This is a genomic window from Hydrogenophaga sp. 5NK40-0174 (assembly GCF_040372165.1).
Lineage (GTDB): Bacteria > Pseudomonadota > Gammaproteobacteria > Burkholderiales > Burkholderiaceae_C > Hydrogenophaga.
Genome location: NZ_BAABWG010000003.1, coordinates 168,842 through 192,837 on the forward strand (window position 1 = coordinate 168,842; position 23,996 = coordinate 192,837).

The 23,996-nt window shown below is 61.3% G+C and carries 27 protein-coding genes; 10 read left to right on the forward strand and 17 right to left on the reverse strand.

Features of this window, described 5'->3' with window-relative positions; genetic code table 11:
* Positions 1-74: 74 nt before the first annotated feature.
* The 5 genes from ABWV89_RS10295 to ABWV89_RS10315 are packed head-to-tail and all read left to right on the forward strand — an operon-like array spanning position 75 to position 3,841.
* Positions 75-629 (forward strand): chalcone isomerase family protein, encoded by a 555-nt coding sequence (locus ABWV89_RS10295; RefSeq protein ID WP_353397485.1) that lies wholly within the window; start codon positions 75-77, stop codon positions 627-629.
* On the forward strand, positions 626-1,963 hold the full coding sequence (locus tag ABWV89_RS10300) for an MFS transporter (RefSeq protein ID WP_353396299.1): 1,338 nt from the start codon (positions 626-628) through the stop codon (positions 1,961-1,963). The genes ABWV89_RS10295 and ABWV89_RS10300 overlap by 4 nt, the downstream gene beginning before the upstream one ends.
* Entirely contained in the window at positions 1,960-2,505 is a 546-nt protein-coding gene (locus ABWV89_RS10305; protein ID WP_353396301.1) for a DUF3833 domain-containing protein, read from the forward strand. Before ABWV89_RS10300 ends, ABWV89_RS10305 begins: the two co-directional genes overlap by 4 nt.
* Positions 2,506-2,543: 38 nt before the next feature.
* A complete protein-coding gene (locus ABWV89_RS10310; protein ID WP_353397488.1) occupies positions 2,544-3,374 on the forward strand; it encodes an SDR family NAD(P)-dependent oxidoreductase in 831 nt (276 codons plus the stop codon).
* A complete protein-coding gene (locus ABWV89_RS10315; RefSeq protein WP_353396302.1) occupies positions 3,371-3,841 on the forward strand; it encodes a nuclear transport factor 2 family protein in 471 nt (156 codons plus the stop codon). The genes ABWV89_RS10310 and ABWV89_RS10315 overlap by 4 nt, the downstream gene beginning before the upstream one ends.
* 24 nt (positions 3,842-3,865) lie before the next feature.
* Here the strand turns inward: ABWV89_RS10315 and ABWV89_RS10320 are convergent, their stop codons facing one another.
* Positions 3,866-4,480, reverse strand: coding sequence for a glutathione S-transferase N-terminal domain-containing protein (locus ABWV89_RS10320; RefSeq protein WP_353396303.1), 615 nt, complete (start codon positions 4,478-4,480; stop codon positions 3,866-3,868).
* 287 nt (positions 4,481-4,767) lie between these two features.
* Here ABWV89_RS10320 and purB point away from each other — a divergent pair, with 287 nt between their 5' ends.
* The gene (purB, locus tag ABWV89_RS10325; protein WP_353396306.1) at positions 4,768-6,189 is read left to right on the forward strand and encodes an adenylosuccinate lyase; all 1,422 of its coding nucleotides are present in this window, start codon (positions 4,768-4,770) and stop codon (positions 6,187-6,189) included.
* 100 nt (positions 6,190-6,289) lie between these two features.
* Here purB and ABWV89_RS10330 read toward each other — a convergent pair whose 3' ends face one another.
* The 5 genes from ABWV89_RS10330 to ABWV89_RS10350 form a co-directional block, all read right to left on the reverse strand.
* Positions 6,290-6,649, reverse strand: a complete 360-nt coding sequence (locus tag ABWV89_RS10330) for a hypothetical protein (RefSeq protein WP_353396308.1) — start codon at positions 6,647-6,649, stop codon at positions 6,290-6,292.
* Between the two features lie 108 nt (positions 6,650-6,757).
* On the reverse strand, positions 6,758-7,123 hold the full coding sequence (locus ABWV89_RS10335) for a roadblock/LC7 domain-containing protein (RefSeq protein WP_353396310.1): 366 nt from the start codon (positions 7,121-7,123) through the stop codon (positions 6,758-6,760).
* Entirely contained in the window at positions 7,120-7,515 is a 396-nt protein-coding gene (locus ABWV89_RS10340; protein WP_353396312.1) for a roadblock/LC7 domain-containing protein, read from the reverse strand. The genes ABWV89_RS10335 and ABWV89_RS10340 overlap by 4 nt, the downstream gene beginning before the upstream one ends.
* Entirely contained in the window at positions 7,512-8,039 is a 528-nt protein-coding gene (locus tag ABWV89_RS10345; RefSeq protein WP_353396314.1) for a GTP-binding protein, read from the reverse strand. The genes ABWV89_RS10340 and ABWV89_RS10345 overlap by 4 nt, the downstream gene beginning before the upstream one ends.
* A 7-nt stretch (positions 8,040-8,046) precedes the next feature.
* Positions 8,047-8,823 (reverse strand): hypothetical protein, encoded by a 777-nt coding sequence (locus tag ABWV89_RS10350; protein ID WP_353396315.1) that lies wholly within the window; start codon positions 8,821-8,823, stop codon positions 8,047-8,049.
* A gap of 741 nt (positions 8,824-9,564) precedes the next feature.
* Between ABWV89_RS10350 and ABWV89_RS10355 the strand changes: the two genes are divergently transcribed.
* A complete protein-coding gene (locus tag ABWV89_RS10355; RefSeq protein WP_353396318.1) occupies positions 9,565-10,332 on the forward strand; it encodes an oxygen-binding di-iron domain-containing protein in 768 nt (255 codons plus the stop codon).
* Here ABWV89_RS10355 and ABWV89_RS10360 read toward each other — a convergent pair.
* Positions 10,314-10,796 carry a DUF3717 domain-containing protein gene (locus tag ABWV89_RS10360; protein WP_353397491.1) on the reverse strand — a complete coding sequence of 161 codons (483 nt, stop codon included), beginning with the start codon at positions 10,794-10,796 and terminating at the stop codon, positions 10,314-10,316. The two genes, ABWV89_RS10355 and ABWV89_RS10360, sit on opposite strands and share 19 nt — an antisense overlap.
* 149 nt (positions 10,797-10,945) lie before the next feature.
* On the opposite strand from ABWV89_RS10360, the gene ABWV89_RS10365 reads away from it, so the two are divergent.
* On the forward strand, positions 10,946-11,692 hold the full coding sequence (locus ABWV89_RS10365; protein ID WP_353396320.1) for a TerC family protein: 747 nt from the start codon (positions 10,946-10,948) through the stop codon (positions 11,690-11,692).
* A gap of 60 nt (positions 11,693-11,752) precedes the next feature.
* Positions 11,753-12,109 (forward strand): phage holin family protein, encoded by a 357-nt coding sequence (locus tag ABWV89_RS10370; RefSeq protein WP_353396323.1) that lies wholly within the window; start codon positions 11,753-11,755, stop codon positions 12,107-12,109.
* On the opposite strand, the gene ABWV89_RS10375 is transcribed toward ABWV89_RS10370, so the two are convergent.
* A complete protein-coding gene (locus tag ABWV89_RS10375) occupies positions 12,086-13,654 on the reverse strand; it encodes a M48 family metalloprotease (protein WP_353396325.1) in 1,569 nt (522 codons plus the stop codon). The two genes, ABWV89_RS10370 and ABWV89_RS10375, sit on opposite strands and share 24 nt — an antisense overlap.
* Before the next feature lie 96 nt (positions 13,655-13,750).
* Here ABWV89_RS10375 and moaC point away from each other — a divergent pair, with 96 nt between their 5' ends.
* A complete protein-coding gene (moaC, locus tag ABWV89_RS10380; RefSeq protein ID WP_353397494.1) occupies positions 13,751-14,263 on the forward strand; it encodes a cyclic pyranopterin monophosphate synthase MoaC in 513 nt (170 codons plus the stop codon).
* A 13-nt stretch (positions 14,264-14,276) separates the two neighbouring features.
* On the opposite strand, the gene tfpZ is transcribed toward moaC, so the two are convergent.
* The 9 genes from tfpZ to sucC form a co-directional block, all read right to left on the reverse strand.
* Positions 14,277-15,059 carry a TfpX/TfpZ family type IV pilin accessory protein gene (tfpZ, locus tag ABWV89_RS10385; RefSeq protein ID WP_353396328.1) on the reverse strand — a complete coding sequence of 261 codons (783 nt, stop codon included), beginning with the start codon at positions 15,057-15,059 and terminating at the stop codon, positions 14,277-14,279.
* A gap of 97 nt (positions 15,060-15,156) precedes the next feature.
* Positions 15,157-15,699, reverse strand: a complete 543-nt coding sequence (locus tag ABWV89_RS10390) for a pilin (protein ID WP_353396331.1) — start codon at positions 15,697-15,699, stop codon at positions 15,157-15,159.
* Between the two features lie 388 nt (positions 15,700-16,087).
* Entirely contained in the window at positions 16,088-16,624 is a 537-nt protein-coding gene (locus tag ABWV89_RS10395) for a pilin (protein WP_353396334.1), read from the reverse strand.
* Between the two features lie 210 nt (positions 16,625-16,834).
* Positions 16,835-17,638: a 3',5'-cyclic-nucleotide phosphodiesterase gene (locus tag ABWV89_RS10400; protein WP_353396336.1), complete on the reverse strand. Its 804-nt coding sequence runs from the start codon at positions 17,636-17,638 to the stop codon at positions 16,835-16,837.
* An 81-nt stretch (positions 17,639-17,719) separates the two neighbouring features.
* Entirely contained in the window at positions 17,720-19,957 is a 2,238-nt protein-coding gene (locus ABWV89_RS10405) for a CHASE2 domain-containing protein (protein WP_353396339.1), read from the reverse strand.
* A 68-nt stretch (positions 19,958-20,025) separates the two neighbouring features.
* The gene (locus ABWV89_RS10410) at positions 20,026-20,664 is read right to left on the reverse strand and encodes an FHA domain-containing protein (protein ID WP_353396342.1); all 639 of its coding nucleotides are present in this window, start codon (positions 20,662-20,664) and stop codon (positions 20,026-20,028) included.
* 51 nt (positions 20,665-20,715) lie between these two features.
* Positions 20,716-21,501, reverse strand: a complete 786-nt coding sequence (locus ABWV89_RS10415) for a Stp1/IreP family PP2C-type Ser/Thr phosphatase (protein WP_353396345.1) — start codon at positions 21,499-21,501, stop codon at positions 20,716-20,718.
* Between the two features lie 206 nt (positions 21,502-21,707).
* Positions 21,708-22,601, reverse strand: coding sequence for a succinate--CoA ligase subunit alpha (gene sucD / locus ABWV89_RS10420; protein WP_353396348.1), 894 nt, complete (start codon positions 22,599-22,601; stop codon positions 21,708-21,710).
* A gap of 137 nt (positions 22,602-22,738) precedes the next feature.
* Positions 22,739-23,899 carry an ADP-forming succinate--CoA ligase subunit beta gene (sucC, locus tag ABWV89_RS10425; protein ID WP_353396350.1) on the reverse strand — a complete coding sequence of 387 codons (1,161 nt, stop codon included), beginning with the start codon at positions 23,897-23,899 and terminating at the stop codon, positions 22,739-22,741.
* Positions 23,900-23,996: the final 97 nt, after the last annotated feature.

The following is a 23,996-nucleotide window of genomic DNA, read 5'->3' on the forward strand; positions in this document are numbered from 1 at the left end:
CGCACACAGGGCAACACATCATGCACCGCCTAACCTGCACTGCCCAAGCGCCAAGAAGGCGCTCTGCGTTGCTGATGGTTTGCCTGGTCACCATGCTGGCCAGCGTCTCTTCGTCACTGCTCGCCAAAGAGGCAACGGCTGAAACGCCACAAGCCGCAACGGCAGCCACAACACCGGTGGAATGGCCCGTTCGCGGTCGGACCTTGTTCAAAGTGTGGGGATTTGAAATCTACTTCGCCACGCTCAAGGCACCGCCCGGCTTCGTGCCTGATCTCTACGCAGAAACGCCTTTTTCGCTCACGCTGGAATACCGCCGCAGCTTCACCGGCGTCGACATCGCGCGACGCTCCATCGAAGAGATGCAAAAACAGTCTGCCCTCAGCGAAGAAGAGGCGAAGCGCTGGGGCTTGCAGCTGCAGCAGCTGTTCCCCGACGTCGCCAAGGGAGACAGCATCACGGGCCGCTATGTGCCCGGAAAGGGCGCCGATTTCACGCTCAACGGACGTGCGCTGGGGCGCATTGACGACCCCGCTTTGGCGCAGCGCTTCTTCGCCATCTGGCTCTCGCCCCGCACCAGCGAACCCGAAATGCGCCAGGCGCTCATCGGACCCAAGGGGAACGGACGATGAACGCGCCTGTGGTCACCACGCCCGCTTCAGCCTTCGGCTCGAGCGGAGGGTGGCGTCATGGCGTGCGCTACGGATTCATGGGTCTGCCCCTGGCCTTTCTGGCCCTGCCTTTGTATGTGATCCTGCCCAACCTGTATGCCACCCAGTTCGGCGTTCCTCTCGCAGCCCTTGGCGCGGTGCTGCTGTTGGCACGGCTGAGCGACGCCCTGCTCGACCCATGGATCGGCCGCTGGTGTGACCAATGGTTCGAGCACTCACATGCGCGCGTGCTGCGGGCGGCGGCCATCGGTGCTGTGGCCATGGCACTGGGTTTCTGGGCCGTCCTGCAACCGCCGTCACACCTGCAGCAGAACAACGAAGCGGCCTTGCTCACCTGGCTCACCTTGTGCATGGTCGCGCTCTACGCGGCCTACAGTGTGACCAGCGTGGCACACCAGAACTGGGGCGCCCGGCTCGGTGGTGACGCGCTGGAGCGTAGCCGCATTGTGAGCTGGCGCGAGGGTTTCACGCTGGTCGGTGTGCTGCTGGCAGCCGCTCTGCCCACCTGGCTGTCGGTGGACTGGATGCTGGGCAGCTTTGCCTTGCTGTTGACGCTGGCCTGGTGGCTTTGGCGACAGGCACCAGCGCCAGAGCCGACGCAAGCGGTTGGCGACGGCGGCGACCGGCGCATCAAGACCATCATGAACGCCGCGCCCTGGCAGGCCACCGGTTTTCGGCGCCTGCTACTGGTCTACGTGGTCAATGGCACGGCCGCAGCCATTCCTGCCACGCTGGTGCTGTTCTTTGTTCAGGATCGCATCCAGGCCACGGCCTCTCAGGAGCCGGCGTTTCTGGTGGCGTACTTCCTGGCTGCGGCCGCCTCCATGCCAGTGTGGTTAGCCCTGGTCAAGCGCTTTGGCATCGCACCCACCTGGTTGGCGGGCATGTGCCTGGCGGTGCTCAGCTTCGTGTGGGCCTTCGGCTTGGGCGCTGGCGACCAGACAGCTTTTCTTTGGGTGTGCATCGCCTCTGGCATCGCGGCAGGCACCGACATCGCTTTGCCTCAGGCGCTGCTCAATGGTTTGCTGGAGCGGCTGGGTGCGCGCGGCCGTCACGAAGGCGCCTACCTGGGGTGGTGGAGCCTGGCCACCAAACTCAACCTCGCGCTCGCAGCCGGCCTGGCGCTGCCCGCCCTGGCCTGGTTTGGCTATGAGCCTGGAACGCGCGAGCCCCATGGCCTGCAGGCCCTCAGCCTCGCTTACTGCTTGCTGCCTTGTGCCTTGAAACTGGTGGCAGCGGCCCTTCTCTATCGACTGGTCATGGTTTCACCGACCGCACGAAAGGACTTCTCATGAAACGCCGTGCCCTGCTGTTCAGCGGTGCCGCCGCACCCGTGGTACTCAGCCTTGGCGCCTGCTCCACGCAAGACATCAAGAGCTATGCCAGTGAGCAGCCCAGCCTGGATCTGCGAGAGTACTTCAACGGCACCATCGACGCCTGGGGCATCTTCACCGATCGCAGCGGTCAGGTCGTCAAACGCTTCATTGTCGTCATGGACTGCCGCTGGGAAGGAGACGCCGGTGTGCTGGACGAAGCTTTCACCTACTCAGACGGCACGACGCAACGGCGCATCTGGCGCCTGCGGCATCTGGGCAACGGACGCTACGAAGGCGAAGCCGATGACGTTGTTGGAAGGGCCAGCGGGCAGACCGTCGGCAACGCTTTCAACTGGACCTACACCATGCGGTTGCCCGTCGACGGCTCGGTTTACGACGTCGACTTTGACGACTGGATGTACCTCATGGACGAGCGCGTGATGCTCAACAAGGCGGTGATGAGCAAATTCGGTGTTCGCCTGGGTGAAGTCACGCTCTCTTTCACACGTCGCACATCATGAGCACCTCAGCCACCCACCACTCACCCCGGCGCGAATCGATGGCACAAGCCCAGCGTCCTGCACGCGCCTGGTACGGCCTGCGGCCGTTCAACACGCCCATCTCCAACTGGGCGGGCAAGACCGTGTGGCTGGTGGGCGCCTCTAGCGGCATTGGCGCGGCACTGGCCAGACAACTGGCCCATTCGGGTGCTCGCGTGCTGGCGTCCGCCCGTCACGCAGACGCGCTGAAAGCTGTTGCCCGAGACGCGCAAGGAGCGCCGGGCAAGATCCACGCTGTTCCCCTGGACACCACCGACCCGGCGTCCATCGAGCGCGCCATGGCAGACATGGCTCGTCTCACCGGTGGCAGCCTGGACCTGGTGGTGTACTGCGCAGGCCACTACCAGGGCATGCGCGCGACCGACATGGACCTCTCGCAGATGATCCGACACATCGACGTCAATCAGATCGGTGCCCTGCGGGTGCTCGATGCCGTTTTGCCCGGCATGCTGGCACGCCAACAGGGGCATATCTGCCTGATCAGCAGCGTTGCAGGCTACCGCGGTCTGCCACAAAGTCTGGCCTACGGCCCGACCAAGGCAGCGCTGACCAATCTCGCCGAAAACCTGTACCTGGACCTGCACGAGCATGGGATCGGGGTGAGCGTGGTGCATCCAGGGTTCGTGCAAACACCACTGACAGCGCAAAATGGTTTTCACATGCCCGCACTGATCACGCCCGAGCAAGCGGCTCAAGCCATGACAGAGGGATGGGCCAAAGGACACTTCAACATCCACTTTCCCAAACGTTTCACCCGCTGGATGGCCTTGCTTCGCATCTTGCCGCTGCGCCTGTACTTTCAGCTGGTCAAACGCGTCACCGGTCTATGAGCCAAGCCACCGCACCAGCCGCTTCAGGCACCGACGCCACACCCGCACACCTGCAGCGGATTGCCGCCTGGTTTGAAGCCATGACGCCCGAGACACTGACTGACATAGGCCAGTGCTATGCCGCACAAGCGCGCTTCAAGGACCCTTTTTCCGAAGTCCTCGGCCACGACGCCATTCGCCGCGTGTACGCCCACATGTTCGAAACCCTGGTTCAACCCCGCTTTTCGGTGAACCAGATCATGGGGCAGAACGGGCAGGGATTTCTCGTCTGGGAGATGCACTTTCAATTCGAGCGCTTCCACAGAGGTGAGGAGCAGTGCATCCGGGGCGTCTCGCATCTCAAGCTCAACGCCGAGGGGCTCATTGTGAACCACAGGGACTACTGGGATGCCGCCGAAGAGCTGTACGAAAAACTCCCAGGGCTTGGCGTCCTCATGCGCTGGCTCAAACGCAGGGCCACCACCTGAGGCAAATGGCCAGGAGCCAGGGGCTCAACTCGGCAGTGTGTCGGTAAAACTCTGGCGCAATGCGAGCTTGGTCGCCAGTTTCTCCAGCGCCGGGTGGCGGGCGCGCCAGTCCAGAGCAGGGAAGCGGAAGTCCAGATAACCGAGCGCACAGCCCACGGCGATGTCAGACAGGCTGAAATGGATGCCTGAGCAAAACGGCTTGTCGCCAAGCCCTTTGTCCATGGCGACCAGGGCCAGATCGATCTTCTCCATCTGACGGTCGATCCACGCCTGTGAACGCTCATTGGCCTGACGAGAAGGCCAGGTGGCTTCCAGCCGCGCCAGAATGGAGGCGTCGAGCAAGCCGTCAGCCAGCGCCTCCCAGGTCTTGACCGCAGCGCGATCGCGCCCGCCCTGAGGAATGAGCTTTCCCACTGGCGACAGCGTGTCCAGGTACTCGACGATCACCCGCGAGTCGAACATGGCTTCGCTGCCTTCCATGATCAGGCATGGCACCTTGCCCAGCGGGTTGGACGAAGCAATCTGGGTCTGCTCAGACCAGACGTCCTCGGCCTCGAAGCGGTAGTCCAGCTTTTTCTCGGCCATGACGATTCGCACTTTGCGAACGTATGGACTGCTTGTGGAGCCAATCAGTTTCATGCAGATGCGGCCAAAATGGACCAAAGCTGGTCCGGGCCAGCCATTTTATCCATAGCAGACGACCTGTGCCTGACTGGTCGGTCTTCAGGGCTCTCCTTCATCGCCGATGCCACGCCCCAAGAGCGCCGGGAAACAAGGTGCCAAACCCGGCGACCAGGGCTTCCAGGGGGCGATTGCCGGCGTTCCAGCCGAAGCGAACCATCCGCCAGCCCGCCACCGGCTTCGGTTTCGGGCCCAAACCGCAGGTTTCACCTGCTCGGGGGCTGACGCTCCTACAATTGCAGGATATGCGAGCCAATAACCCACCTGCAGGGGCCAGCAACCCCGCGCAAACCCTATCCCCGATTTCCGCCTTGTCCCCTCTGGATGGACGCTACGCCGGCAAACTGGCCAGCTTGCGCCCCTTCATGAGCGAACACGGCTACATGCACCGTCGCGTCCAGGTGGAGGTGGCCTGGTTCATCGCCCTCTCAGATGCCGGCTTCGACGAGTTCAAGCCACTCAGCCCTGGCGCCCGGACCTACCTGATGGGTCTGATCAAGAACTTCAGCGAAGACGACGCCCGCGCGATCAAAGAGATCGAGAAAACCACCAACCACGACGTCAAGGCGGTCGAGTACTGGATCAAGTCCAAGTTCGAAGCCCGTCCGGAGCTCGAAGCAGCGGCCGAGTTTGTGCATTTCGCCTGCACCAGCGAAGACATCAACAACACCAGCCATGCCCTGCAGCTCAAAGGTGGCCGTGACCAGGTGCTGCTGCCCGCGCTGGAGCAGATCATCACCAAGCTGCGCGAGATGGCACATGCTTTCGCCGCCGTGCCCATGCTCAGCCGCACCCATGGCCAGACCGCCAGCCCGACCACCGTCGGCAAGGAGCTGGGCAACGTGGTGGTACGCCTGTCCACCGCCCGCGACCGCATTGCCGGCGTCAAGCTCATGGGAAAGATGAACGGCGCCGTGGGCAACTACAACGCCCACCTGTCCGCCTGGCCCGACTTCGACTGGGAAAACTTCAGCCGCAAGGTCATCGAGACGGAAGAGCCTGTGGGCCTGGGCCTGACCTTCCAGCCCTACTCCATCCAGATCGAGCCACACGACTACATGGCCGAGCTGTTCGACGCCATCGCCCGTGCCAACACCATTCTGGTCGACCTCTCACGCGACATCTGGGGCTACGTGAGCCTGGGTTACTTCAAGCAGAAGCTCAAGGCGGGTGAAATCGGTTCGTCCACCATGCCGCACAAGGTCAACCCGATCGACTTCGAAAATGCCGAGGGCAATCTGGGCCTGGCCAATGCCGTGCTCAGGCACCTGTCGGAGAAGCTGCCAATCAGCCGCTGGCAGCGCGACCTGACCGACTCCACCGTGCTGCGCAACATGGGCGTGGCCATGGGCTACGCCGTGCTGGCCTATGCATCGCTGATGACCGGCCTGAACAAGCTCGAACTCAACGAAGAGCAACTCGCAGAAGACCTTGACGCCTCCTGGGAGGTCCTGGCCGAACCCATCCAGACGGTGATGCGTCGATTTGGTGTGCAAGGAGCCTACGAGAAACTCAAGGAAGTCACCCGAGGCAAGACCGTCACGGCCGAGGCTTTGCACCAGCTCATCAACGGGCTGGAGATTCCACAGGCAGAGAAGGACCGTTTGCTGGCCATGACACCGGCGACCTATGTTGGCAAAGCGTCCGAACTGGCCCGCCGAGTCTGACGCCACTGACGTTGACGACAGCACAAACAGAAAAAAGCCGCCCGGCAGACGCCGCGCGGCTTTTTTCTGTTTGAAGCTTGGCTAAAGCGCGGAGCGCACCTTAGAAGTTCAGTTCCTTCTCAACGTCCTGCACCTTGCGACGGGCCATGGCCAGGTTGGAGCGGGCCTTGTCCAGCACCAGGTAGATGAAGGTGCCTTCCTTGCGGGCCGATGGACGGATGATGTGATAGTGCTTGCCCAGCGTGATCAGGATGTCCTCGATCACATCGTTCAGGCCCAGTGCCTTCATGGTCTTGATCTTGGCACGGACGACTTCGGTGTTACCGGCAGCGGCCACTTCCAGATCCACTCCCGAGCCTGCGGAACCCAGCATCATGCCGCTGGTGCTGTCCACCACAGCGCCGCACAGAGCGCCATCGAGTTCGAGGAGTTCATCGAGGGTTTGTTTGATGTTTGCCATGTTTTTTTCCTTAGGGTGAGGTTCAAGAGCGCTATAAACGTCGGACCCCTGTTGCCTGCGCTCATCAAACAAGGCAAAGGGCATTGAAACTGAAACCGGTGCGAAGGCCTACAAATCGTTGACCCTCTCGGCAATCCGGGCGTGCAGGACCTTCCAGGTCTCCCAATCCACAGCACGCAGCTGGTCCATCACGGCGACGAGCAACATGCCTTTGCCACACTCGGAAATGATCAACTGGCCTTTTGCGTGCACCAGCATCACCAGGCGCAAATCCCCGAGTGCCGAAAAGCTCCCTTGCACCCGGCGATTGAGCCGCCAGTAGTCGGAGCAGGTTGAGCCGATGCCATCCAGGTCATCGATCTGCCCAACCGAATGCCAGGCCATGCCGGCATCCACATCCACCAGAACACAGGCGGCGACACCCGGTCGGCTTGCCATCTCCTCGATGGCCTCTCGTAGTCGCGCTGCTTTCATGCCGCCAGCACTCCTTTGACAAAGTCATTGGCCTGGTACATCACCTGCGCCAGCAGGGACTGCTCGTCAGCGACAGAGATCACCACCAGGTCGTGGCCATGAGCCGCAAATTGCCGAACCACCGCAAAACCTTTTTCGGTGTTGAGAATGACACTGGTGCAACGGCCAAGTCCGGCTTCCTGCGTGGCCACGGCTCCAATGCTGGAGATGGAGCTCGCCAGCGCCGCCATGCGTTCGCTGTCCGCGTCGTCCGGCAAGGCTTGCGCCACCGCAAAGCCATCCACGGTGGCAAGCACCACGGCACGGGTGCCGATACCGGCGTCAACCATCTCCCGCGCCTTGCGCGAGCAGAAGTTCAGAAAGGTAGGCGGAAAAAGGTCAGAGGGATTCATAGATCGGCTTCGAGTTGCGACAGCAGCACATCGATCAACAGGACAACATCGTCTGCTTCGCGGACATCAACGGGAACAACAGGAAACACATGGCCCATTGACTCCAGCACATCGGCATAGGCTTGCAGGTCGGGCGCCTGCGCTTCTTCGGTTCGCCCGACGCCAACCACGCAGGGCAACGCGTCCAACTCGGCCTCGAACCCTTTGAGGTAAACCTTCAGATCAGCCAGCGGATCTTCACGGGTGTTGTCCGAGAGGATCACCAGGCCCAGCGCACCTTTGGCCAGCACGTTCCATACAAATCGAAACCGCTCCTGACCCGGTGTGCCAAACAGTCGCACCCGGTCTCCGTTGTCGAGTGTCAGAAGCCCGTAGTCAAAACCCACGGTCGTCAGCTCTTTGTTGACCGAGCGGTCGTTGTTGGCCACATCGGTCATGATCGGCTCAACCTCGCTGACCGCGCGGATGGCCGTGGTTTTTCCGGCACCCATGGGGCCGGTCAGGATGATCTTGTGTTCTTTCATGCGCGGATCAGACAATGCCGAAACGTTTGCGAATGCTGCTGATCAGCGAAGCGCCAAAACCCATGCGGCCCTTTTTGGCTGCCGGTGTATCTCTCGCATCGCTGGCGGCGATGCCCGCCGGACTCTCTGGCGGGGCTGCAGGTGGCGCAGCACTGGTTTGCAGGTAACCGCTCTCACCCAGCGAGGCCAGAAAACCCTGGCACAGCGCCCTTGGCACCCGAGCCATGGACGCCACTTCCTGCACGCACATGGGCCGGCGGGAAATCATGGTGGCGATCCGAATCCTGCCGACATCCTTGCCCAGCAAGGTCGCCGATGGCCAACGCGCCAGTTTCACCGCGACCGACTCATCCGCCAGCTTCGTCAGCCATTCGCTCGAAGCGGCGGCTACCGTGGACACCGATCCCAGTGACATCGCAGGTCGCGAGTGTCCGATGCGTGAAGGTGCTGCGGTGGACGCAAAATGGTCGCCAGACCCATGCAAGAGGGTCACCTCGATCGCATTGAGCCAGTTCACCAGGCGATCAGAGCGCAGAGGGCGCGAGAGCTGGTCAGGGTCGGAAGTGCCATGCAAGGCCAGACGCTTGACCTGGGTACGGCTGCCGCACACAGCGGCCAGCGCCTCATCGGACACGCGGGCATCTGCCAGCACGGCGTCATACGGCTGCGCTTCGGACAAGCGCCATATGAACGACGGCTCCACCTGGTGCAGGCGGAACAGCGTGGCCACCAGACGCATCTCAGCGTCGGGCAATCCCAGCAATCCAAGCTTCAACCATTCCACCGCAATTCACCTGACGTTTTGTTCATTTCCAGCTCTTTCGAGCACGAGTTGCCTGCTTCCGGCCTGCCCTCTTTGCCTTTTCTTTTGCTTTTGCTTTTGCTTTTGCTTTTGCTTTTGCTTTTGCTCTTGGCAACGACCGGATCAAGTCAATCCACCCATCAAAAATTTCATCTCTTGTTCATGGAACGGTTGTCAGTATGAGGCGTCACCGCACATGCGAAAACACATCAAATAAGAAAAACGGATCTAATGTGAAATACGCCCACGACTGAGGTGACATACCGCACAGTCAGACATGCTCGAGCCTTCATAGCGCGCCGCACCAGACCAGCACTGCATCGTCTTCGCATGCCACCACAATTGCGGCATCGCACGAACAACTGAAAACACATTCGCGATGGAATCGCTCAGTAATCGGATTGACTGACATTTCCCATCCGGACCTGTTCTGCCCGCCACACACGCAGCACATGCCTGATCCGGCTTCGTTTGATCTTGCGCAAATTCCGTGACAGATGACACACGTACAGTGACGACCCTGCGTACGGCGGAGACACGCCAGGCAGGTGCACGAATCAGCAAGTCTTTTATCGGCACCTCGACAAAAACGTGAAGAATGGAGGAAGGAAAAAGCTGTGATTGGCGTGGAAATCCGGTGTTGATTTCGCTTTGACGGCACAGCAGCTATCGGCAAGATCAACAACACACCTGCAGCTTTGCGCTGCTCGGAGGCGCACCACCATGGCCATAGAACTGTTCAACCAAGGCGGACACGTTTGCCTGATGTTCTCCCACCTCGGCGACGAGGAGGGCAATGCGGTGCAGGCCAACCAGTTCCTCGTGATTGACGGCGACCAGGGCGCCATCATCGATCCGGGCGGCAATACCGCCTACAACGAGTTGCTGCTCACCATTGGTCGCTTCTTCGCCCCCCAGAAGCTCTCCAAGATCCTCGCCTCTCATGCCGACCCGGACATCATCGCTTCGCTGGACCGCTGGATGACCAGCACCCAGGCCCAGCTCTACATCTCGCGGCTGTGGGAGAGGTTTGCCCCTCACTTCTGCAAGCCGGGCAAGACCAAGGGCCGCATCGTGGGCATTCCCGACGCCGGCATGCGCATCCCGCTGGGCAAAAGTGAACTGATTGCCTTGCCCGCACATTTCATGCACGCCGAAGGCAACTTCCAGTTCTGGGATCCCGTCAGCCAGATTCTGTTTTCCGGTGATCTGGGCGTATCCCTGGGCACCTCAGCGCAGGCCGCCGAACGCATCGAAAGCCTGGGTGAGCATCTGCCACGCATGGAGGCCTTCCACCGCCGCTACATGGTCAGCTCCAAGATCCTGCGCCTGTGGGCCAACATGGCACGCCAGCTGCCCATCCGCATGATCGTGCCCCAGCATGGCGCGCCCATGCAGGGCAAAGCGGTCGGTGAGTTCATCGAATGGGTCAGCGATCTCTCCTGCGGGATCGATCACATGACCCAGGCCAACTACGCGGTGCCGGCCTGAGGATCTGCCGAGCCGGCGTCAGGCGAGCCTGATGCCGAGTCTGCTTCGGAGACTGGCGCCTCCTCCAGTGCCCGTTCGGCATAACGATTGAAGCGCCAGGCCTGCGCTTCCAGGGTGATCCGCCGCCAGGTGCGTCGTTTTTCGCCGGGGCTCATTTCGGTCCACAGCTGCACCTCGTCAAAGGTCCGCCCGCACCCCTTGCAGATGTCATCGCCCTGACTGGTCGAGCAGATCGCAATACAGGGTGTGTCCGGCAGGCTTTCAAACCAGTCCATCCAGGCCCGCCGAGCGTCGGGAGGCATCGAGTCTTCATCGGCCTCCGTCTCCCGGTAGAACACCAGCATGGCATACACCTCGGCCAGCGCGCGCAAGGGCGCCGCCAGCTCAACGCCGTCGGGAGATGGTGAGCGCGCACGCCAGAAGTTGATCGCCGCCTCGATATCAGCAATGTGAATACCGGCCATAGGGACTGGAATCATAGCCACTGATGCCCGGGCATGTCCGCGCCAGTCACTTGCCAGCGCTGGCACAGAGGTTAAGGGGTGCCCGATACAATCCACTGCAAGCCCCACTTTCGCCGCCTCCGCGGTCAGCTTCGTCCCGCCTGCCATTCATGGACTTCCTCACTTCGCCCGAATTCTGGATCGCCCTCGGCCAGATCATCATCATCGACATCCTGCTCGGTGGCGACAACGCCGTGGTGATCGCGCTGGCCTGTCGGCAGCTGCCACCGGCCCAGCGCACCAAGGGCATCATCTGGGGAACGGCGGGTGCCATTGTCCTGCGCGTCATTCTCATCACCATGGCCATGGTGCTGCTCGACATCCCGTTCCTCAAGGTCACCGGCGCCTTGCTGCTGCTGTGGATCGGCGTCAAACTGATCGCACCGGGGGACGAAGAACATGGCGATATCGCCGGCAATGACCGCCTGTTCGCCGCCATCAAGACCATCATCGTGGCCGACCTGGTCATGAGCATCGACAACGTCATTGCCATCGCCGGTGCCGCGCAGCACGCGGGCGAGCATTCGTTCCTGCTGGTGGTGCTTGGCTTGCTGATCTCGATCCCCATCATCGTCTGGGGCAGCCAGCTGGTCATCAAGCTCATGGCCCGATTCCCGGTCATCATCTTCGCTGGCGGCATGTTGCTCGGCTGGATCGCTGGCGGCATGCTGGTCTCCGACCCCGCCGTGGCCGATACCGGGCGCTGGACCTGGATGCTCAAGTTGCCGCAAAACGCCTGGGTGCACTATTCGGCAGCGGTCGCCGGCGCCCTGCTGGTGCTGGTTGTGGGCAAGATCACGGCCGCAAGACACCCGGCACCGTCCGACAACGAGCCTGAAGAACCCGCCGCCACCTGAGCACCAGCACCTCGCCCTGGCGAGGCTGCTTCATTTGGCCCGAGGTGCTATGCTGAACCCATGAAACTGATCCTGACCTGGTTGCTCGCGGCCTGCGCCTTGCTGATGGTCGCCTATCTGTTCCCCGGCGTGTCCGTGCAGAGCTTTGGCTCGGCCATGATCGCTGCGGCCGTCATCGGCCTGTTCAACATGATCTTGCGGCCGGTCCTGGTCATCCTGACACTGCCGGTCACCGTGGTCACGCTCGGCCTGTTCCTGTTCGTGATCAATGCGCTGCTGTTCTGGGCCGCCGCCAGCATCCTGGACGGCTTTGCCGTCACCGGCTTCTGGGCGGCCATGCTGGGCTCGCTGATCTACTCGGCCATCATGGTCGTGGTCAACGTGGCCCTTAAATCAGCGCTCGGCGGCAGCGACTGACTCCTTGCGCAAACGCTCGGCTTCTCTCAACCGGGCATCCACAATCGCCTGCTCCATCGGGTCGGCATTGCGCTCGGCCAGGGGCAAGGCCTGCGCCGCCTTGAAGCGAGCCACCGCACCGGCATAGTCCAGATACGCCATTTGCGCTTCAGCATCTGCCCTGACGCTGCGCAACCGCTGTCCCAGCGCAGCATAGGCTCGCGACAGCTGCTGCCAGATGAGCGCGTCACGCGGGTGCAGGCTGCCGTAGGCACGCAAGGCGTCCACCGCATCCTGGTGGCGCCCCATGGCCATCAGCGCCTGCGCCCCCAGCAGCACGGAGCTTCGGTCAGTTCGAGCGGCCATCTGGCGGGCCAGGCCTTCGTAGCCGGGCGAACGCGCAGCCGCGCCGGCACTTCGGGACGCGCCTATCTCCAGCAGCAGCCAGTCCACCACAGGTTCATCCACCCCCTTGACGCGCGACTTCAGGCGATTGGCCAGCGTCAGGGCATTGTCCAGTTGCCCCAGGCGCATGGCCGACAAGGCACCCGCATATTGCTCGGCCACACTGGCTTTGTCTGCCAGCCCCTGGGCCTCCCACGCGCGCCACAGGTCCGGCTTGCTCTCGGCCAGCACGCGCGCACGCGCAGCCATCAGCAAATGCTGCGCATCCACTGCCCGGGCAGGTGAGCCCCCCATGGCTTCAGCCGCCGCCCGAGTCGGACCCAGCTGCGCCAGCGGAATGCGCGAGCGCATGTCGGCCATCCGCTCGGACGTCAACGGGTGGCTGCGCAGATAGGGGAAGGCCCCGTCGTCGTTCAGCCGGGACGCTTGCTGCAGCTTGTCGAACATGCTGACGAAGCCCTCGCCCTCGTAACCTGCTTCCGTCATCACGCCAAAGCCAATGCGATCGGCCTCTCGCTCCATGTCCCGAGAGAAATTCAGCTGTGCCTGCACCGCCAGCGCCTGCGACCCCATGATGGCGGCATTGGCCACGTCCACATTGGTCCCGGCAGCGATGGCGCCCAGCACCATGGCACCCATCAGCAGGGGCGCGGTACGGTCCTGCTGCGTGATCATTCGCGCAATGTGGCGTTGAGACACATGGGTCAGCTCGTGGGCCAGCACGCTGGCCAGTTCCGAGCGACTCTCGGTCACCGCGATCAGGCCCAGGTTGACGCCCATGTAGCCGCCGGGCAGGGCAAAGGCATTGACACGCCGGTCCCGGGCGATCATCAGCTCCCAGGCCATTCGCCCGGAAATTTCGGCCGGCACATCCCCCCTCGCCTGCGCGGCCCGCACCAGCGGCATCCAGGTCTGCAAGAGATACTGGCTCAGGACCGGGTCATCCAGATAGTCCGGGTCCTTGTAGATTTCGCGGGCGATCTCGTCACCCAGGCGGCGTTCGGCCGAGATCGTCAGAGAAGCACCATCGCCCAGCGAGGGCAGGCCAGAGGGACTGGTGGCGCCAGGTGACTGCTGCGCCCACAAAGGCGCGGGAAGGGCAAAAGCGAGCGCCATGGCCGAGGCAATGGTCAGGCGGGTGGCACGAGATGAGAAGTTCATGTGCGTATGATGCCTGCAAACGGCCTCTGGTTCCGCTCCTGCGCTATGCTGTGGCCTCTCTCCAGTGTTACCACCTTCCGCCTGACGCGCCGCACGATGTCCAACGCCAAGACCCCGACGACCACTGCCCCCAGCCCCCTGACCCATTTCGACGCTGAAGGCCAGGCCCATATGGTGGACGTGGGCGACAAGGCGCACACGCGACGGGTGGCGGTGGCCGAAGGCCGCATCAGCATGGAGCCGGCCACACTGGCCCTGATTCAGAGCGGCACAGCCAAGAAGGGCGACGTGCTCGGCATCGCCCGCATCGCCGGTATCCAGGGCGCCAAACGCACGAGCGACCTGATTCCCCTGTGTCACCCCATTGCGCTCACGCGCGTGGCGGTGGAATTTGAGGTGGAAGCAGCCACCCACAGCGTGCGCTGCCAGGCCACGGCCGAATGCACCGGCCAGACCGGCGTGGAAATGGAAGCCCTCAGCGCCGCCACGGTCGCTTTGCTCACCATCTACGACATGTGCAAAGCCGCCGACCGCGGCATGACCATCAGCAATGTCCGCCTGCTGGAGAAATCAGGCGGGAAAAGCGGTCACTTTGTGGCGGGTGGCTGATCAGACGCGCACTTCAAAAGCTGTCGATGGGCAGGTAGCCCACAATTTCCAGCGAATCTGCCCTGAGCACTGCTGTCCAGATGGTCTTTGAGGCCGTCAACGGGAGATAGGTCAATTCTTCGATAGGTTGCTTGCTCTCCTGCAACCACTGGTTCACCAAGCGTGCATCTTCCTCAGATCGGTCGACCAAGACTTGCAAGGGTTTTGCACGTTGCCGTATGACTTCCCTATTGGCCTCGCTGAGGGGTTGCCAGTATTCGGGGCGCAACGAAAGATCCTTGCCAGCCAGCGCCAACTCGAATGACTTCATGCGCTCCTCACCGTTGCGGATGTCTCGCAAACCAATCAAGGGGACGCCAACAAAAGGGAGTTTGCGAAAGGCGGGTTCCGCATTGGGCAAATCTGCAGGGTCGACATCGGCAGCCGCCACCGCCACCAGCCGGTCCACCTCGTGAACCAGGTAGACCGGGCGAGATTCGTACACCGACCACAAACCATATGCCAGCGCGGCCATCTGAACGCTGCCAATAATGAAAAGGTCGCGAATCAGTTCCGAACGTGGCTTGCGCAGGTTGAAGACAACCAACGTCAGCATGGGACCAAGTACGACATCCACTGACACCATTAGCCAAAACAGGTCTTGCCCACCTGCGATGACACGGTAGGGGTATGGAAACCAGAACAGAAATACCAGGGCCGCAGCGAGGGTGGCCAACAGGGCGGAAACGGCTAAATGAATGCCGGCAGCGCGCAAGCGCGATGGCCAGTTCCAGCGCGCAATGGGAGCTTCGCTCATGATGGAGTGATGACTGTCAAGAAAGAAAAGGGCGCTCAAGAGTCACCCGGGGGCAACATCCGGCCCCCTATTCTCTACCAGAACGAAATCTGTCTTGTCAGCGGCATTCGCTGGGTGCGTATTTGGCAGGCAGAGTGCCAAGGCCGCCCACCTGAGGAAGGCCACGGCCACCTGACACTCCGTTTGTCGTCGAGGCGCACCCCCAATCGATGGAACCTGTTTGGTTGCCTGCCAATGCAGCCTGGAGTTGGGAAGGCCCTCCCGCCACATGAATGTACGGCGTGTATACCAGAGTCGATGCCGGTGGAATGGAGCCGATGTTGACCTGGTTGAACTGCACGGTCACTTCACCTGTGACCCCATCGATCTGCACTTGGCTCACATACTTGGACACGGCACCCAAGCCACCCACCTGCGCATTGAAGGTTGCGGAAGAAGCCACCAGATCGGCCTGCGTCGTGGCCTCTGTGGCCACCAGCAGACGGGCACCTTGAGCCACGGCAATGCCTTCTGTCACCCGCGAACGAACCGTATAGTCCTGATACGCTGGCAGCGCCACCGCTGCCAGGATACCGATGATGGCTACCACGATCATCAGCTCGATCAGCGTGAAACCCTGAGAACGGTGTTTGGAAAACATGACGGAACCCACCTCTCTTTGTCGCAGAATCGCCTAAGCCAGCGAAAAAATACCTATGGAAACAAAGAGCAGAAGCCATGCCAGTCGAGCCACCTGCATTAGTGTGAGGTAGGTCACGATCTAACGAAGATCTGTTGACAATTTGTGTCAGGTCCGTGTCGCATGCGACACATCTCGTCAGAACATTGACAGAGAGCGTACGACTGAGAGGTTGCCACAACAATGCCGCTCGGCTCCCACACTGGCACCCACCAGCGCTCCCAGTGGCAACACGGAATCAAGAACGAACAAAGCGACGTGTCTCACGACACGTCGCTTTTGTTACCGATTCGGAAAGGCGGCCGGTCAAGCTGCTCTATGGCAGCCCACCAAGGCACCTCTCAAGAGATCAGCGGCACTCGCTGGGAGCGTACTTGGCAGGCAAGGTTCCAGCGGTCAGGGTCGGCAGAGCACGGCCAGCCGATACAGCGTTGGTCACCGAAGAGCAGCCCCAGTCCATCGTACCCGTATCGATGCCAGCGTAGGAAGTTTGCAACTGCACAGGGCCACCAGCCAGTTGGATGTATGGGGTGTACACCAGGGTGGAGGCGGCAGGGATGGAACCGATGTTGGCTTCGTTGAAGGTCACCGTCACTTCACCGGTGTTGGGGTCAATCTGGGTTTGGGTAACGTACTTGGAGACAGCGCCGGCGCCACCGACCTGAGCGTTAAACGTATTCGCCAGAGCGGTCAGTTCGGCAGCGGTGTTGGCATCCACTTCGACTTGCTTCTTGGCGCCGCTAGCCAGCGCGATACCTTCCGTCACACGCGAGCGGACGGTGTAGTCCTGGTAAGCAGGCAGTGCGACAGCAGCCAGGATACCGATGATGGCCACCACGATCATCAGTTCGATCAGGGTGAAACCTTTTTGAATGGAACGCTTCATGTTGTGAACTCCTTGATTGGAATGAAAGAGGAGAAAAAGACTCTGACGTCTTGGGTAACGCACTTCGCGTGCCAACTCCTCAGTCAGAAATTCTGGCCTGTTTTTTGCGGCTTATTTCACAGATTAGGACTATCGGGTGACATTTTGTGACCCGGATTGTCGAATGTGGCTGACAAATTTGGTCACCGCCGATCTGTGCGACAAAAATTGTCACAGCTCAAACGTGTCGCCGGCGCTCAGCCAGCGGATGTCGTGGCGGACATCGTTGGCCCGGTTCGGGGTCTCGTCGAAGCGCTGGATCTCTTGCATGATCAGCCCGGTTTCGGCCGGCTTGGTGTGGGTGATGTACACCGGGAAACGCCGCCCGGGCCCAATCTGGTCCAGCTCCTCGGCCAGTGAAGCCGGTGCCAGGTGCAGGCTGCGCCGGGCCAGCTCGCGCTCGCGGTCGCTGAAGGCGGTCTCGATCACCAGCATCTGCACCGGTAGCTTGTTCACCCGCTCCCAGAAGGCCGGATTGCGCCAGGTGTCGCCACTGAACACCCAGCAACCTTTGTCGGCATGGACCGCAAAACCCACGGCCGGCACCGTGTGGACGGCGGGCAACACATCGACCATCTTGCCGCCCACATGCAGGCGCTCGTCCACCACAAAAGGAACGAATTTCAGCAAAGGCGTGTCGGCGCTGGGGATGGAGGCGAAGTCTGGCCAGATGACGTTGTTGAAGATGTGGGTGCGCAGCGCTGCAATGGTCTGCGGCAGTGCGTGCACCTGCAGCGGAGGGCGGTTGTCCGCCATGCGCGTGGACGCCACCGAGTCCAGCATCAGGGGCAGACTGGCCACGTGGTCCAGATGGGAGTGGGTCAGCAGCACATGGTCGATGCGCGCCATCTCTTCCAGCGGCAGATCGCCAACACCGGTACCGGCATCGACCAGCACGTTGTCGTCCAGCAGGAAAGAGGTGGTCCGGCAGCCTTGCGCAATGGCACCAGAACACCCCAATACGCGAACCTTCATCGGACTTTGAGTCAAATCTGTTGTTCCGGCGACGCGCCTGGTCAGGTCACATGGTCGAGCACCATGCCTGGCCCTGGCCCGTCATTTGGTTTCAAACACGCTGGTCCCATCCCAATTGTCTTGGGCCGGCACCTCCCTCATCGAGGCTAACCGCTGTGCATACAGACGGTAAAGCCCTTTTTGTCCATTGTGCTGCTGGAGCACACGGATGTGTTGCTCACAAGCGTACCAGTCACCCCGACGCCACGCCATGAGAAATTGCTCCCATACCAGCAATTCTTGCGCCAGCGCTGGTTCAGAGGCCGCTTCGGCGGCCAGGGGCGCGTAAATCGTCACGGCCTGATCCTTGCCTTTGACCTTGACCTTGTCCAGCTCCTGCCAGGTGAAGCCCGGGGCCTGGGCACGAGTGAACTCGCTGGCAATGATGTCCACGTCATAGACCCGCGTCAGCGCCTCCAGGCGCGAAGCCAGGTTCACCGAATCGCCAATCACGGTGTAGCTGCGGCGCACGTCCGATCCCATATCGCCCACACTCATTTCACCGGTATTCAGTCCGATGCCTACACCCAGCGGCTCCTTTTCCGGGTGCTCGGCGTTGAATTGCCGGATGGCTTCGACCATGGCCAGGGCCGACGAGACGGCGCGTCGGGCATGGTCTTCCAGTGTCACGGGCGCGCCCCAGAACGCCATGATGCAGTCACCCATGTATTTGTCGATCGTGCCCTGCCCGTCGCGAATGCAGCGGGTCAGGCGTGAGAAGACATCGTTGAGGAGCGACTGCAAGGCCATGGGTGCCATGCTCTCGGACAAGCGTGTGAAGCCCCGCATGTCGCAAAACAGGACCGTGAGCTCGCGTGACTTGGCCTCCATGCTGTAGCGCTGGGGGTCGCGAACCATCTTGCGCACCAGCTCCGGAGGCACATACGAGCGGAAAATCTCCGCCAGCTCGCGCTTGGCGCGGCTCTCGAACAGGTAACCATGGCTCATGTTCAAGGCCAGAGAAGTCAGCGCCACCAGCAGCGAAGCCGCCAGCGGGACCACCAGGTCATTGGCTTCGTACATCCAGATCGTCAGACCCACCAGCGCCACCACCACCGACAGGCCCAGTGCCATGCCTCTTTGCGCATTGAGGACGGGCAAGACCAGCCCCAGCATCAGACCCACCAGCACAACCGTGAGCAGCTCATACCCCGCGGCATAGTCTGGCCTGGACTTGATGCGTCCATCGAGCAGACCAGCCAACAGACTGGCATGGGTCTCAACGCCGGGGTAGACACGCCCCACCGGCGTGGTCCGCAAATCCAGCAGGCCAGGCGCGGTGGAACCGAGCAGCACGATCTTGTCGCGCAACATCGCCTGCGGCACATCGCCGTTGAGCACTTGCGCAGCCGAGACGTAGTGGAAGCTGCCACCTTCCGGCCCGCCCCGCCCGGGGAAGGGCACCAGCACCGACGCCCAGTCGTCGACAGGAATGTCCGTCGTGTCGCCCGCCTGGCGAAGGCGAACCGCACTGACCACACGGTGACCACCGATGGTCAGGCCACCCGGTGCCGGCACCACATCGACATCCGGCATGCCAAGCACCTGGCGGTACATGGCCAATGCCAGGGACTCGTAGTAGTGGCCGTCGAAACTGGCCAGCAATGGCAGCGAGCGCACCACACCATCCGCATCGGTGACCGAGTTGAAAAAACCCGACTGCGCCGCTGACCGGGCCAGCATGGGAAGGTTGGCGCCGTACCCTGTCCACTGTGTGGCCCGAAAGGACTCGCCTGCACCGGCTTGGATCACGGGCGGCGGAAGCACTCCCGACTGGTGACTCACGCCTTCGCTCGAAAAGTAGTAGCCCAGGACCACCGGGCGATTTCGCAGCGCCCGGGCCAGGCGGCCATCATGGTCCAGCACGGGCCGCAGCGACCGGACCTGCTGGACAAATTCAGGGTAGGCGGCCAGCTCCTTGCCCGCCAGTTGTGCCAGGCGCTCGAAGCCGGAGCTGCGGTCAGGCTCGGCCAACACCGTGTCCAGGCCCAGAACGGCAATGCCGTAGCGGTCAAAGAGCTGGTCGACCAGATGCGCCATCCGGTCGCGTGGCCATGGCCATTGGCCCAGAGTGGCCAGACTGGCCTCATCGATATCGACGATGACCACCCGCGCGTCAGGCTCAGGGGCCTGGTGGAGCCTCAGCCGCAGGTCGTAAATGAAATGGTCCAGGCGGCGAACGGGCTCGTCGGGCAACCAGCCGAGCAGCATGGCCAGCACCACCGCCAGCGGCAGGCATGAGAGCAGCCAGCGCGTCCCCTGTTTGCCTGCGATCCGCATGCGGAAGAAGGCCTCAAATCAGCAGCGGCGTCGGTGCAGGCAGGTCACCGCAGCCGCTGCAAGCTTCATCAGGACTGGATGAACTGCATCTGGGTGCCAGCCAGATCGATCAGGTCGCCGTTCTTGAGGTTGATGACCTCGGACCCGATGTCGTTGCCATTGATGGTCGGGCGCTGGGCACCCTCGACCAGAGCGATCACAAAACCGTGCTGGCGACGGGTGATGGCGGCCACCGCAACACCCGGCTTGCCAATCGTGGTGACAACCTTGACCAGTGGCACTTCACGGCCGGTTGCAGGGCCGGACATGACCTTGATGGCGGCTTTGAGGCTGCCACCACCAGTGGAGGCGCCGGCCGCGGCCTGCTCTTCCATGTTGCCGGAGTTGATGACCATGGTCTTCTCGGCAGGCGCACCAGCGCCATCATGGATGAACTTGATCTTGTACTTGCCAATCTCGACCGTGTCGCCGTTTTGAAGCTGCTGCTTCTTGATGGCTTTTCCATTGACATACGTGCCGTTGGTGCTGTTCAGGTCCTCCAGGAACACATCGGCACCCGACATCTGCAATACGGCGTGCTCGCCGCTGACGGCAAGGTTGTCGATGACGATATCGTTGTACGGACGCCGACCCAAAGTGGTCCTGTCCTTGGTTAGCTGAACTTCCTTGATGACGACACCATCAATGGAAACAATCATCTTCGGCATGGCCGACTCCTGTGGCACCGCTTGAAAACGGTTGCGAGTTATCAAAAATTACTACTGACCCAGCATCCGGGACAGGAAACCCCGGCGCGCTGGCTTTGCCCTGGCAGACGCAAGTATTACAGAAATGTTATCCCGGCCACCCGCTTCGTTGGCAGCATCTACCAGTGCAACCCCCTTGTCTTCCAATGGGGCACTTCCCCCGAGTATGAAGGCGATCTGCTCGTCCGAGACCATATCGGTCAGTCCGTCCGAGCAAAAAAGGTACAGATCGCCGTCATCAACCCGGAATTCGTTGACTTCTAACAACACCGTGTCTTCTACGCCCAACGCTCGCGTCACCAGATTTTTGTGCGTTGCAAACATGGCCTGTTCGGGCGAGATGAGGCCGGCATCGATCTGCTCCTGCAGCAGGGAGTGGTCCCGCGTGAGCTGCTGAACCTGGCCTTGCCGCAAACGGTAGCAGCGAGAGTCGCCCACATGGCCCACCAGCACTTTCTGGCCGATGAACAAGCCCATGACCAAGGTGGTGCCCATGCCGGCGTACATGGACGAAGCGTTGGCAGCGTTGAAAATCGAGCGGTTGGCATTGTCCACGCAGATTTCCATGGCGCGCTTGACCTCACGGCCTGACGCTTCTTTGCCGCCTTCAGCAATCCACTGGCCGAGTTCATTCTTGACGAAGGATGTCGCCATTGCGCTGGCGACTTCGCCAGCGTTGTAACCACCCATGCCGTCGGCCAACACCAGAACCTGGCGGTCGGCATCGACCGCCACGGAGTCCTCGTTGTTGTCGCGCACCAGGCCCGGATCGGTCAGGCTGTAAAACTCGAAATTCATGTTGTTGCCAGTGATAGCTGGTACTCGCCGCTTTCTTTCGGCAAAGCCTTTCAATTATGGCTTGTTGCAAGCCGCTCAGCGCCAGTTCGACTGACAAATTTCGACTTCCTGGAAGAGATTTTGCACACTGGGCCTGATCTGGCCGTATCAAAAAGAAAGGGTAGCCAAGCCTGGCTACCCTATCGGCACAAAACACGCTCAGTTAATCAGAGCATGGCTTTGAGCAGCTTGCCCATCTCGGATGGGTTGCGCGTGACCTTGAAGCCACACTCTTCCATGATGGCCAGCTTGGCGTCGGCCGTGTCGGCACCACCGGAAATCAGTGCACCAGCGTGGCCCATGCGCTTGCCCGGAGGGGCTGTGACGCCAGCGATGAAGCCAACGATCGGCTTTTTCATGTTTTCTTTGCACCACACGGCGGCTTCGGCTTCGTCCGGACCACCGATCTCACCGATCATGATGACGGCGTCGGTATCGGGATCGTCGTTGAACGCCTTCATGACGTCGATGTGCTTCAGACCGTTGATGGGGTCACCACCGATACCGACGGCGCTGGACTGGCCAATGCCCAGTTCGGTCAGCTGTGCCACAGCTTCATAGGTCAGCGTACCGGAGCGTGAGACCACACCGACGCGACCCTTCTTGTGGATGTGACCGGGCATGATGCCGATCTTGATCTCTTCGGGCGTGATCAGGCCTGGGCAGTTGGGGCCGAGCAGCAGGGTCTTCTTGCCGCCGGCGGCTTCCTTGGCCTTCATCTTGTTGCGCACTTCCAGCATGTCCTTGACCGGGATGCCTTCGGTGATGCAGATGGCTAGGTCCAGATCGGCCTCAACGGCTTCCCAGATGGCGGCAGCAGCGCCGGCTGGCGGTACGTAGATCACGGAGACGGTGGCGCCGGTTTGCGCGGAAGCCTCTTTCACCGAGCCGTAGATGGGGATGTTGAAGATGGACTCGCCCGCTTTTTTCGGGTTCACGCCAGCCACGAAGCAGTTCTGGCCGTTGGCGTATTCCTGGCACTTTTCCGTGTGGAACTGACCGGTTTTGCCGGTGATGCCCTGGGTGATGACTTTGGTGTCTTTATTGATGTAAATGCTCATGATGAATCCTGTTCCTGTCGCAATGGGGTGGGCGAACAAGGCCCCCTAGCCAGCGGCCACCGCAGAACCGGCTTTGCCGGGCTGCTGGTGGCGCCCCCTACAGGGGGAAGCGCCGCAGGCGATGCGGGGGTGGGTCATTATTTGACAGCTGCGACCACTTTTTGAGCGGCTTCGGCCATGGTGTCGGCGGAGATGATCGGCAGACCGGATTCGGCCAGCATCTTCTTGCCCATTTCTTCGTTGGTGCCCTTCATGCGGACAACCAGCGGCACGCTCAGGTTCACGGCCTTGCAAGCAGTGATCACGCCGGTGGCGATGGTGTCGCACTTCATGATGCCGCCGAAGATGTTGACCAGGATCGCCTTGACCTTGTCGTTCTTGAGCATGATCTTGAAGGCTTCGGTGACCTTCTCGGGGGTGGCACCGCCGCCCACGTCCAGGAAGTTGGCTGGCTCGGCGCCGAACAACTTGATGGTGTCCATGGTGGCCATGGCCAGACCGGCACCGTTGACCAGGCAGCCGATGTTGCCGTCCAGGGAGATGTAGGCCAGGTCGAACTTGGAGGCTTCGATTTCGGCAGGGTCTTCCTCGTCCAGATCGCGCAGGGCGACGATGTCGTCGTGGCGGTACAGGGCGTTGGAGTCGAAGTTGAACTTGGCGTCCAGGGCGATGATGTTGCCCTTGGAGTCGCGGTTCAGCGGGTTGATTTCCACCAGGGAAGCATCGGTGTCCATGTAGCACTTGTAGAGCTTCTGGCACACGTCGATGAATTGAGCTTCAGAGTCTGCTGGCAGCTCGATGCCCTTGGCCAGCTCCTTGCCTTGCTCGGTGGTGAAGCCGGTCAGCGGATCGACAAAGATTTTGACGATCTTCTCGGGGGTGCTGTGAGCGACTTCTTCAATGTCCATGCCGCCTTCGCTGGAGGCAATGAAAGCCACCTTCTGCGAGGCGCGGTCGGTCACGACCGACAGGTAATATTCCTTCTGGATGTCAGCGCCGTCTTCAATGTACAGGCGGCGGACTTTCTGACCTTCCGGACCAGTCTGGTGCGTCACGAGCTGCATGCCCAGGATGTCGCCGGCCAGCTTTTGCACGTCCTCGATGGACTTGGCGACTTTCACGCCACCGCCCTTGCCTCGTCCACCAGCGTGGATCTGGGCTTTCACGACCCAAACGGGACCGCCGAGCTTTTGTGCAGCTTCCACCGCTTCCTGGACCGTGAACGCCGGGATTCCGCGTGGAACCGGCACACCAAATTGACGCAAGATTTCCTTGCCTTGGTACTCGTGAATCTTCATGAGGCTTCTCTCAGACTGGGGGGTTGGTCATTCCGACTGGAAAGAATCGGCCAGTCACCGGGCGGATAGCGCCAGTGACAGCAATCGCGGACTGTAT

Excerpts from the sequence above, each read along its gene's own strand:
- ABWV89_RS10320 (WP_353396303.1), bottom strand. The coding sequence starts at position 4,480 with ATGAAACTGATTGGCTCCACAAGCAGTCCATACGTTCGCAAAGTGCGA.
- ABWV89_RS10405 (WP_353396339.1), bottom strand. The coding sequence starts at position 19,957 with ATGCGGATCGCAGGCAAACAGGGGACGCGCTGGCTGCTCTCATGCCTG.
- ABWV89_RS10390 (WP_353396331.1), bottom strand. The coding sequence starts at position 15,699 with ATGTTTTCCAAACACCGTTCTCAGGGTTTCACGCTGATCGAGCTGATG.
- sucD (WP_353396348.1), bottom strand. The coding sequence starts at position 22,601 with ATGAGCATTTACATCAATAAAGACACCAAAGTCATCACCCAGGGCATC.
- ABWV89_RS10355 (WP_353396318.1), top strand. The coding sequence starts at position 9,565 with ATGGCCATAGAACTGTTCAACCAAGGCGGACACGTTTGCCTGATGTTC.
- ABWV89_RS10395 (WP_353396334.1), bottom strand. The coding sequence starts at position 16,624 with ATGAAGCGTTCCATTCAAAAAGGTTTCACCCTGATCGAACTGATGATC.
- ABWV89_RS10315 (WP_353396302.1), top strand. The coding sequence starts at position 3,371 with ATGAGCCAAGCCACCGCACCAGCCGCTTCAGGCACCGACGCCACACCC.
- purB (WP_353396306.1), top strand. The coding sequence starts at position 4,768 with ATGCGAGCCAATAACCCACCTGCAGGGGCCAGCAACCCCGCGCAAACC.
- ABWV89_RS10305 (WP_353396301.1), top strand. The coding sequence starts at position 1,960 with ATGAAACGCCGTGCCCTGCTGTTCAGCGGTGCCGCCGCACCCGTGGTA.
- ABWV89_RS10415 (WP_353396345.1), bottom strand. The coding sequence starts at position 21,501 with ATGAATTTCGAGTTTTACAGCCTGACCGATCCGGGCCTGGTGCGCGAC.
- ABWV89_RS10370 (WP_353396323.1), top strand. The coding sequence starts at position 11,753 with ATGAAACTGATCCTGACCTGGTTGCTCGCGGCCTGCGCCTTGCTGATG.
- ABWV89_RS10400 (WP_353396336.1), bottom strand. The coding sequence starts at position 17,638 with ATGAAGGTTCGCGTATTGGGGTGTTCTGGTGCCATTGCGCAAGGCTGC.
- ABWV89_RS10330 (WP_353396308.1), bottom strand. The coding sequence starts at position 6,649 with ATGGCAAACATCAAACAAACCCTCGATGAACTCCTCGAACTCGATGGC.
- ABWV89_RS10365 (WP_353396320.1), top strand. The coding sequence starts at position 10,946 with ATGGACTTCCTCACTTCGCCCGAATTCTGGATCGCCCTCGGCCAGATC.
- moaC (WP_353397494.1), top strand. The coding sequence starts at position 13,751 with ATGTCCAACGCCAAGACCCCGACGACCACTGCCCCCAGCCCCCTGACC.
- ABWV89_RS10360 (WP_353397491.1), bottom strand. The coding sequence starts at position 10,796 with ATGGCCGGTATTCACATTGCTGATATCGAGGCGGCGATCAACTTCTGG.
- sucC (WP_353396350.1), bottom strand. The coding sequence starts at position 23,899 with ATGAAGATTCACGAGTACCAAGGCAAGGAAATCTTGCGTCAATTTGGT.
- ABWV89_RS10300 (WP_353396299.1), top strand. The coding sequence starts at position 626 with ATGAACGCGCCTGTGGTCACCACGCCCGCTTCAGCCTTCGGCTCGAGC.
- ABWV89_RS10335 (WP_353396310.1), bottom strand. The coding sequence starts at position 7,123 with ATGAAAGCAGCGCGACTACGAGAGGCCATCGAGGAGATGGCAAGCCGA.
- ABWV89_RS10340 (WP_353396312.1), bottom strand. The coding sequence starts at position 7,515 with ATGAATCCCTCTGACCTTTTTCCGCCTACCTTTCTGAACTTCTGCTCG.
- ABWV89_RS10295 (WP_353397485.1), top strand. The coding sequence starts at position 75 with ATGGTTTGCCTGGTCACCATGCTGGCCAGCGTCTCTTCGTCACTGCTC.
- tfpZ (WP_353396328.1), bottom strand. The coding sequence starts at position 15,059 with ATGAGCGAAGCTCCCATTGCGCGCTGGAACTGGCCATCGCGCTTGCGC.
- ABWV89_RS10410 (WP_353396342.1), bottom strand. The coding sequence starts at position 20,664 with ATGCCGAAGATGATTGTTTCCATTGATGGTGTCGTCATCAAGGAAGTT.
- ABWV89_RS10375 (WP_353396325.1), bottom strand. The coding sequence starts at position 13,654 with ATGAACTTCTCATCTCGTGCCACCCGCCTGACCATTGCCTCGGCCATG.
- ABWV89_RS10345 (WP_353396314.1), bottom strand. The coding sequence starts at position 8,039 with ATGAAAGAACACAAGATCATCCTGACCGGCCCCATGGGTGCCGGAAAA.
- ABWV89_RS10310 (WP_353397488.1), top strand. The coding sequence starts at position 2,544 with ATGGCACAAGCCCAGCGTCCTGCACGCGCCTGGTACGGCCTGCGGCCG.